The following is a 449-nucleotide window of genomic DNA, read 5'->3' as shown; positions in this document are numbered from 1 at the left end:
GTAACAGGGGCATAAGGCCGGGCAGGGCTGCCAGTCAGGCTGGGTTGCCGACGAGTTCCGGAAGATAGGGGACGGCGGCGTTGCCGGCGACGGCAAGTCTGGAGCCGAGATAGTCCCAGAACGAGATGCGGAGTTTGGCGCAGGTCTTGGCGATGCCGAGGAAGGCGTCGCGGCAGTCACGCCCGGCATCGCTTCTTGTCCCGCCGCTGAGCTTGCGCCTGGTCACCTGGCAGCGAATGTCATTCTCGGAACCGTTGGTGTGGAGCGGGATGTCCGGCCGATCGAGCACCATCAGCAATTCGGCCTTGTTGGCGTGGAGACGGGCGAGCAGCCGGTCGAGGGTGGCGAAGCCGGTGCGGCGCTTGAAGATGCGGTCGAAGCGGGTGCGCAGAGCGGCCCGTCGCGCCGGCGTTGGATCGCGGCGATAGGCCTTGAGGTCGGCATAGAAC

At 66.4% G+C, this 449-nt stretch carries 1 protein-coding gene; it reads right to left on the bottom strand.

The window, feature by feature from the left end; genetic code table 11:
- Positions 1–34: 34 nt before the first annotated feature.
- Positions 35–449: transposase (locus FFK22_RS42270; protein WP_138893739.1), on the bottom strand; the 415-nt coding region annotated here is incomplete at its 5' end.

The organism is Mycobacterium sp. KBS0706 (assembly GCF_005938675.2).
GTDB lineage: Bacteria > Pseudomonadota > Alphaproteobacteria > DSM-16000 > Inquilinaceae > Inquilinus.
Note: the sequence above shows the minus strand (reverse complement) of the source record. Positions and strands in the feature narration are given on the sequence as shown.